This is a genomic window from Candidatus Cryptobacteroides sp. (assembly GCF_056207615.1).
Genome location: NZ_JBAEER010000128.1, coordinates 1 through 7,693 on the forward strand (window position 1 = coordinate 1; position 7,693 = coordinate 7,693).

General features: G+C 54.6%; 6 protein-coding genes. 1 reads left to right on the forward strand and 5 read right to left on the reverse strand.

The window, feature by feature from the left end; genetic code table 11:
• The 4 genes from AC06ND_RS07520 to AC06ND_RS07535 form a co-directional block, all read right to left on the reverse strand.
• Positions 1-404: antitoxin VbhA family protein (locus tag AC06ND_RS07520; protein WP_475678373.1), on the reverse strand; the 404-nt coding region annotated here is incomplete at its 3' end.
• 403 nt (positions 405-807) lie between these two features.
• Complete coding sequence (locus AC06ND_RS07525) at positions 808-2,511, reverse strand: AMP-binding protein (protein WP_475678374.1); 1,704 nt, start codon at positions 2,509-2,511, stop codon at positions 808-810.
• An 18-nt stretch (positions 2,512-2,529) separates the two neighbouring features.
• Positions 2,530-3,096, reverse strand: a complete 567-nt coding sequence (locus tag AC06ND_RS07530) for a 1-acyl-sn-glycerol-3-phosphate acyltransferase (RefSeq protein ID WP_475678375.1) — start codon at positions 3,094-3,096, stop codon at positions 2,530-2,532.
• Positions 3,097-3,123: 27 nt separating this feature from the next.
• A complete protein-coding gene (locus AC06ND_RS07535; RefSeq protein ID WP_475678376.1) occupies positions 3,124-4,653 on the reverse strand; it encodes a DNA recombination protein RmuC in 1,530 nt (509 codons plus the stop codon).
• A 76-nt stretch (positions 4,654-4,729) separates the two neighbouring features.
• On the opposite strand from AC06ND_RS07535, the gene AC06ND_RS07540 reads away from it, so the two are divergent.
• Positions 4,730-6,172 carry an ATP-binding cassette domain-containing protein gene (locus AC06ND_RS07540; protein WP_475678377.1) on the forward strand — a complete coding sequence of 481 codons (1,443 nt, stop codon included), beginning with the start codon at positions 4,730-4,732 and terminating at the stop codon, positions 6,170-6,172.
• On the opposite strand, the gene AC06ND_RS07545 is transcribed toward AC06ND_RS07540, so the two are convergent.
• A complete protein-coding gene (locus tag AC06ND_RS07545) occupies positions 6,169-7,677 on the reverse strand; it encodes a sialate O-acetylesterase (RefSeq protein ID WP_475678378.1) in 1,509 nt (502 codons plus the stop codon). The genes AC06ND_RS07540 and AC06ND_RS07545 overlap by 4 nt on opposite strands.
• Positions 7,678-7,693 lie beyond the last annotated feature (16 nt).

Genomic DNA, 7,693 nt, shown 5'->3' on the forward strand with positions numbered 1-7,693 from the left:
GACAGGACCCATTCTTTTTTCGTGATATTATAGTCTCTTATCTGTCCGGCGAATTTGAAGATTCCGTCAAACAGCTTACGGTGTATGCCACAATAAAATGCCGGTGTAAACGAGAAACCACCCTCAGACAGAATTTTTGTAATTCTCTGAGACACTATGTCAGCTTCCTCATTTCGCGCATCTGAACCATCTCTATCTCTTTTGGCTTTATAATATTCCTTAAGGTAATGCCCCGCCTCGTCTATCGTAATATCTCCTTCAATATGCTGCTTGGCGACATCAATGAGATATTCAGATGTCTGCAAACCATCAACAGCCTGCAGACCAATGGCTGTCTTCCATAGTCGCGCTTTCTGAGACTTCTGAGGTTCCGAGATTTTATCGTATTTGAGTATTTCTTCCATAGTCCAAATTTACATAATTTACTTTACACCGCCAAATACACCGCCAAATACACCGCCAGAGTTATTGTTTCAGCTCACCATAATAGTCTCACGTATCTCTTATGTACGAAGTCCACTATGCGTGGGCAAGGTCAACGGTAAGGCAATCAACCAGAGCAAACCAAAGATGCTCTGCATACATATCACGCGCGTCAAGATATCCCCGCGGAGGCGGTTACGTTGGATACATGCCGTCTTTGGGATATGGCACGAACGCCAAAAACAGACCGATTATTGGCGTTCGTGGCAGCGAAATGGTCGAAAATGACGAAAAACCTGGCACGACGTACAAAAACAAAGCGTTTTTTGGAGTTCGTGCCAGGGATAATGTATGCCGGCCTGTATGCCGGCCGCTTGCCGGAATCTATTTGTCAGAAGGCTTCTTGTCCTCTCCGGCCTGCTTTGCCTTGTCGGCAGCAGGGGTGTTGGTCTTCTTGTAGAGGAAGCGGCGGATCTTCATCGTGGCTGTCTTCTCGAAAGGCTCGTCCATGACCTCTACGGATGAGATCTTCGACGACTTGCCGACAACCTTGTTGACAGAATCGAGGATGGACTTCTTGGTGGCCTCGAGCTTCTGGAGGATCTCGTCCTCGTTGGATATCTTGTAGTTGAGCACGTTCTCGTCGAGCTGGACGAGAGCGACGAGCTTGCCATCGCGCTCAAGGACGAGCGACTCGGTCACGAGATTGAGGTCATTGATGACCTTTTCGATCTCCTCAGGATAGATGTTCTCACCGGAAGGACCGAGGATCATGTTGTTGAGACGACCCTTGATTGAGTATCGACCCTTGCTGTCCACGGATGCGAGATCGTTGGTCCTGTACCATCCGTCCTCTGTGAATACCGAACGAGTTCGGTCCGGATCCTTGTAGTATCCGAGCATGATGTTGTCGCCACGGGCGATGAGCTCGCCCTCGCCGGTCTCAGGGTCGACATTATCAAGCTTGACCTCCACACCGTAAGCCGCCTGGCCGGTGGTGCCTGGCCATGTCTCCTTAGGATTGGCGGTGCAGACAAGAGGAGCGGCCTCCGTCATTCCGTAGCCGATAGCGTAAGGGAAGTGGAGCTTGCGCAGGTAGAGCTCGACGTCCGTGTTGAGCTTCGCGCCGCCGACTCCGAAGAACTTGACCCTTCCGCCGAAGGTCTTCTTGAGCCTCTTTCCGACTATCCTGTAGAGTATGCGCGGCATCCTCTTCTCCATCCACGAGAGCAGCACGCTTCGCTTGATGGTAGGGATGATGTTGCTCTTCACGACCTTCTCGATGATCAGGGGCACGGAGAGTATGGTGGTAGGACGCACCTCCTTGAGCGCGTTCATGAGAACGGAGATCGACATTGGCTTGCCGAGGTAGTTCACGCATGCGCCCACGTAGAAAGGATAGAGGAATCCGATGCTCATCTCGTAGGTGTGGGCCATAGGGAGAATGGAGAGCCATGAATCCTTCTCGTTGGTCTTCCAGCAGTGGTATGCGCAGATCACGTTGTGCGAAAGATTCCTGTGGCTGAGCATCACGCCCTTGGCATTGCCGGTGGTGCCGGAGGTGTAGATAAGGGCTGCGAGGTCATCTGCGTTAGGCTCGGTCACGCGGCCGTCGCAGGTGAAGGCCTCTGGGTCCTTCTTGATTGAGATGAGTGTCTCGATGTCGATCACGAGAGGGAGCTTCTCCATGCACTCCGGGGTGATCTTGGAGAGCATCCTCTTCGAAACGAAGAGCACCTTGGCCTCGGAATGGGTGAGGATGTTGGTGACCTCGTTTGCCGACGAGTCCGGGAGGATAGGCACGGATACGCGTCCGAACGCGGTGGTGGCGAAGAAGGCGATGGCCCAGTTCGGCATGTTCTGCGATAGGATGGCGACCCTGTCGCCGGCACCCACGCCGTAGCATGACATAAGTTTCGACACACCGTCGCAGGTGCGCTTGAATTCCTTGAATGTGTAACCCTGAGTGCCGCCTACGGTAGCAGACTGCTGGTTGTCGGGATAAACGCTGGTAGAGTAGTGGTAGAGCTTGGAGAGCGTCTCGATGTACGATTCGCTGAACTTCTTGAAGAATCTCTTGCTTGCCATGTCGTCCTTTAGGGAATGTTAATGTGTTACGTAGCAATCCTTGTTCTTGCCGACCAGATGCATGGATTCATAGATCTGCTGAATCCTCTCAGTGTCGGCCTTGGCGTCATCGGTAAGTTCTATAGGTTGTCCTCGTCCCACTCTTTTGGTGCCCCAGTCGAAGTAGCCGATATACACGGTCGCGCCGGTCTTCTTCGCGATGGTGTGGTATCCGGTCTTCCATTTCCTGGTGGCCTTTCGTGTGCCCTCAGGGCACATAGCGAGGTGGAAAGTGTCGCTGTCGTTCATTGCATGGATGGTGCTGAGCAACATCCTGGTCGGGCTGGTCCTGTCCATAGGGATGGCGCCCATGAAGTTGAGAATAGGGGTGAGCGGCCATACGAATACGCTGTCCTTCACCATGACCTTGGCGTCACCGCCGACCGAGGTGTAGTAGAGGTATGAGATCACGAGATCCCAGATTGTCGTATGAGGTACTCCGAGTATGATGCTTTTCTTGTGTTCACATGGTGGCTCCACCGCGGTCCAACCGAGGGTCTTGAGGGTCCATCCGCAGAACTTTCTCCAATTCTTTCCTGCTGCCATAGCTTTCTGATCTTTAAGTGTATGATACTAGAAGCTGCCGAAGTCGATCACTCCTTCCTCCGAAGAGTCGAGGGTAACCTTCTCCTTTGGAACCTCGAGTTCCTTGCCCTTGCTTCTCTTTATTCCGAACTTCATTACCTGCTGAGCGGCCGTGGTGATGCTCAGACCGCGGTCCTGAAGCTTGACTATTCCTGTGTTGTATTCCCTGCACACGGCGCTGAGCTTCTTGCCCAGGTCCTTGTACGAGTCGTAGAATGCGCCCACGCGGTCGATCATGTTGGTCGCAGCCTTCTCGATCTCGGCCATGTTCGCGTCATGCTGGTACTTGTTCCAGGTGAGCTTCATGATCTTGAGGAAAGGGACGATGGTCTGCTCGGTGGTGATCAGCACTCCCTTGCCATAGGCCTCCTGCCAGAGCAGGGGCTCCGCGTCGACGGCGATGCGGAACGCGGTGTCGTACGGCATGAACATGAGCACATAGTCGGCGAACCTCTTCTTGTCCTCGACCTTGCGTGCGTACTCCTTCCTGGCGAGCTCATCGATGTGCTTGCGTATGCTGGCGACATGGTCGGCAAGCGCCACCTGGCGAGTGGTCTCGTCCTCCGCGTTCATGTACCTGATGAAGGCGGTGAGGGATACCTTGGAGTCCACGATGAGGTCCTTCTGCTCCGTTCCTTCCTTGAAGTGGAACACGAAGTCAGGACGGCTGTGGTCGTCGTTGGCGACCTCCCTGCTGTAGTGCTTGTCAGGTTCGAGGCCTTCGCGGGAGAGTATGTCCTCGAGGAAGCTCTCGCCGAAGCATCCCTGGATCTTAGGCTTTCCGGAAAGAGCGACCGCGAGCTCGTCAGCCTTGGTGCCGATGTCGCTGGTCTTCTCCTTCATCTCCTTGACCGCCTGCTCGAGCTGCTTTGAGAGCTCGGTGTTCTTCTGGATATGGGCCTCGGCGTTCTTGCTCATGGCCTCCTTCATCTCCTTGATGCTCTCCTTGAGAGGGGTGAGGATCTCGTCCATTCCGGACTTGTTCTCCTTCGCGAGTTCCTCCTCACGCTGCTTGAGTATCTTCTCGGTGTCGGCGGTCATCCTGTCGGTGAGGGCCTTGAGCTGCACCTCCTGGGCCTCCTTCATGTCGGCAAGCTGCTTGTCCTGCGCTGCCTTGAGCTCTGCGATCTGCTTGTCCTGGGAAGACTTGAGCTCGGATATCTGCTTCTGCTGGCTTTCCTTGAGCTCGGTGATCTGCTTGTCCTGAGAGTCCTTGAGGGCGTTGATGGTGGTCTCGTAGCTCTTCTTGGTCTCGGCGTTCATCCTCTGGAAGTTGATTTCCTTCTCGGCAAGAATCTGCTTCATGGACTCGAGTTCCTGCTCCTTGGTGTTGAGGGCGAGGCGGGCTCCGAGTATCTCCTCGTGGTGCTCCTGCGCCTCACTGGCCGTAAGTGCCTGATAGAGCTTGTCTTGCTCTTCGAACTTCGACCTGTGGGTGGTGTACATTATGAAGAAGGTGAGTGCCGCAGCCAGGAGGGCTGCGACTACTGCTATAATGATTGTCGCGGTTACTGTCATAATACGACAAATGTACCTATTTCTTTTTGCAATTGTGAGTAATCTGTGCGAAATTTGAAACGATTTTTAGTAGAGTATGGCCCAGAAGATTATCGAAGTGGTTGACGGCGTGGTCGTGACGCCGGAATTTGCAATGTCCGAGCCCATCAATCTCTGCATCGAGGCAGGGGAGCAGGTGGCGATTCTCGGCGACAATGCCTCAGGAAAGACGAGGCTCATAGAGATCCTTACAGGACATTACAGGGTGAAGGGAGACGCGATCCGCTATGACTTCACCCCATCCAACAAGAAATACGTCAGCGACAACGTGAAGTACATCACGTTCAGGGATTCCTATGGCGCTGCCGATGCGAGCTACTACATGCAGCAGAGGTGGAACCAGATGGACATAGACCCTGAGACTCCGACCATCGGCCAGCTCTTCGAACGCAGCCTCAGCGGCTATCCTGAAAGCTCGGAGGAGCATAAGAGATTTGAACAGCTCGTGGAGATGTTCCACCTCAAGGCTCTGAACGACAAGTATATAATCACGCTTTCCAGCGGCGAGCTCCGTAAGTTCCTCCTTACCCGACTTCTGATCACAGTACCGAGGGTCCTGATCATCGACAACCCTTTCATCGGACTCGACGCCGAGACCAGGCAGCAGCTTGCCGACCTCTTCGAACTGCTCGTGAGGGAGAGTCACATCACCATAGTCCTCGTTCTCGCGAGGGAGGATGAGATCCCTTCGTTCATCACCCATGTCATCCCTGTGGAAGGCATGAAGGTCGGTGCGAAGTATGCCATCGAGCCTCACGAGATGCCTGAGCCTGTGTCCCTCGACATCAAGGACGACGTCGAGGAAAGGAAAGACGTAGCCGAGGTCCTCAGGTTCAACGACGTGTCGATCAGATACGAGAACCGCACCATACTCAAGGATCTCAACTGGGTCGTAAGGCAGGGCGAGCACTGGGCCCTCACCGGCGAGAACGGCTCTGGAAAGAGTACCTTGCTCAGCCTCGTGAATGCTGACAACCCTCAGTCCTACGCCTGCGACATCGAACTCTTCGGCAGAAAAAGGGGAACGGGCGAGAGCATCTGGGACATCAAGAAGAACATCGGCTTCGTGTCCCCTGAGATGCACCGAGCATACAGCCACGCCATGCCTGCTCTCGACATAGTCTCAAGCGGCATCTTCGATACCGTTGGACTTCATCGCAGGCCATCCGATGCCCAGAGGGAGAGCTGCCGCAAGTGGATGGAACGCTTCGGCATAGGCGATCTTGCAGAGCGCAACTTCCTCAAGCTCTCCAGCGGCGAGCAGAGACTCTGCCTGCTTGCGCGTGCCTTCGTCAAGGAACCGCCTCTCCTTATACTTGACGAACCCATGCACGGCCTGGATGAACAGACTCGAACACGGGTTCGCAATATAATAAATGAGTATTGTTCGGATCCTTCGAAGACCCTCGTGATGGTCACGCATTATCTGGAGGAGCTCCCTTCATGCATCGACCACCACCTCTTCCTCAGAAGAAACTAGTTGTAGTTACCGGTTCTCTGCCTCTGAGGCATTGGAGATGCTGGCACCTCCGATGCTGGGGTGATCTTTACCTGGAATGGGATAGCAGGGAGACCGTTGGTGCCCTTGAGACCTCCGATCTGGAAGTCATGGAAGCAGTAGCGGACGTACATAGGCTCGCCGACCTCCTTGCACTCAAGCTCGACGCATGCGCCGCCAGGGAATGAGAACGCGGTCTTTGCGCTGGTCGCGGTGTGGTAGTTGCCGCTCTCGCCGGCGATCTCGAAGCCCTCGATGAAGTCAGCGCCCCTGAATCCTCTTGCATTGTCGAAGTATACCTTTACCTTCCTTCCGTCAGCTACAGCGTACTTGACTGTTGGGTGGAAAGCAGGAAGGTTTGTGTATCCGTATGCCATGTTCATGGCCATGAAGCAAGCCCTCTCGCCGATCTGCCTCTTCTGTGAAGGGTGTACCTGGGTGAGCTCGAAGTCATATGCAAGGTCGTTGGTACCGATGATGGCTGCGTTAGGGATAGACTTTGCTGCCATAGCCTGCTGCTCGCGGAGAAGCGGACCGGTCTCGTCCTGGAGTCCGTACTCGCCGTCATGATAGTCGTATGGTGCGAGCTCGACGATGAGGAAAGGTATGTCACCGCGGCCGATGTCCTGCCTCCAGGTCTTAGCCATGGTGGTGAGCATGTCAGCGTAGATGTCGCAGCGGGTGCTCACGTTCGACTCGCCCTGGTACCAGATGATGCCGTTGATGGCGAACTTGCTCACAGGCTTGAACATTCCGTTGTACATGACGAAAGGCTTGAACATCGCGTTGACCGAGTTGTCGGTAGCGTCAGCGAAGTTGACAGGGTAGTTCTTGAGGGTCTCCTTGCTCATCCATGGAGAAACCATGCAGCCGCCCCAGCTTGCGTTGATCACGCCGACAGGAACGTTGAGAGCCTTTGAGAGCCTGGTTGCGAAGAAATATGCCACTGCGCTGAAGCGGGGAGCGTTGTTAGGGTTGCAGAGCTGCCATTCGCCCTCGGCGTCCCAAGCAGGCTCGAGAGGTGTAGCCCTCTTGATGGTGATGTGCCTTACGCCTGTGTACTGTGCAGAGAGTGCGATCTCCTCGAGAGAGCCTTCCACGTAGGTGTTCATTCCGTCGCCGAGGGTCATCTCCATGTTGCTCTGGCCGGAGCAGTACCATACCTCACCGATGAGGACGTTCTTGGCCTCGATGCTCTCGCTGCCGCTCTCAACCTTTACGGTCTGAGCGTCGAAAGAGCCTGCAGGAGTGTTGAGCACAGCCTCCCAGTGGCCGTCCTTGTCTGCCTTCACCTTGACGGTGGTTCCGTTCCATGAGCCGGTTACGGCTACGTCAGCACGCGGGGCAGCGGTTCCCCAGATTGTGACAGGGGCATTCTGCTGGAGCACCATGTTATCTCCGAGCATCTTCGAGAATGCGAGATTTCCTGCAAGCAGCGCGACCTGCGAGCAGAGCAGCATAGCTGCGATGATGAATATCTTTTTCATGTGGTTTGGTTGTTTG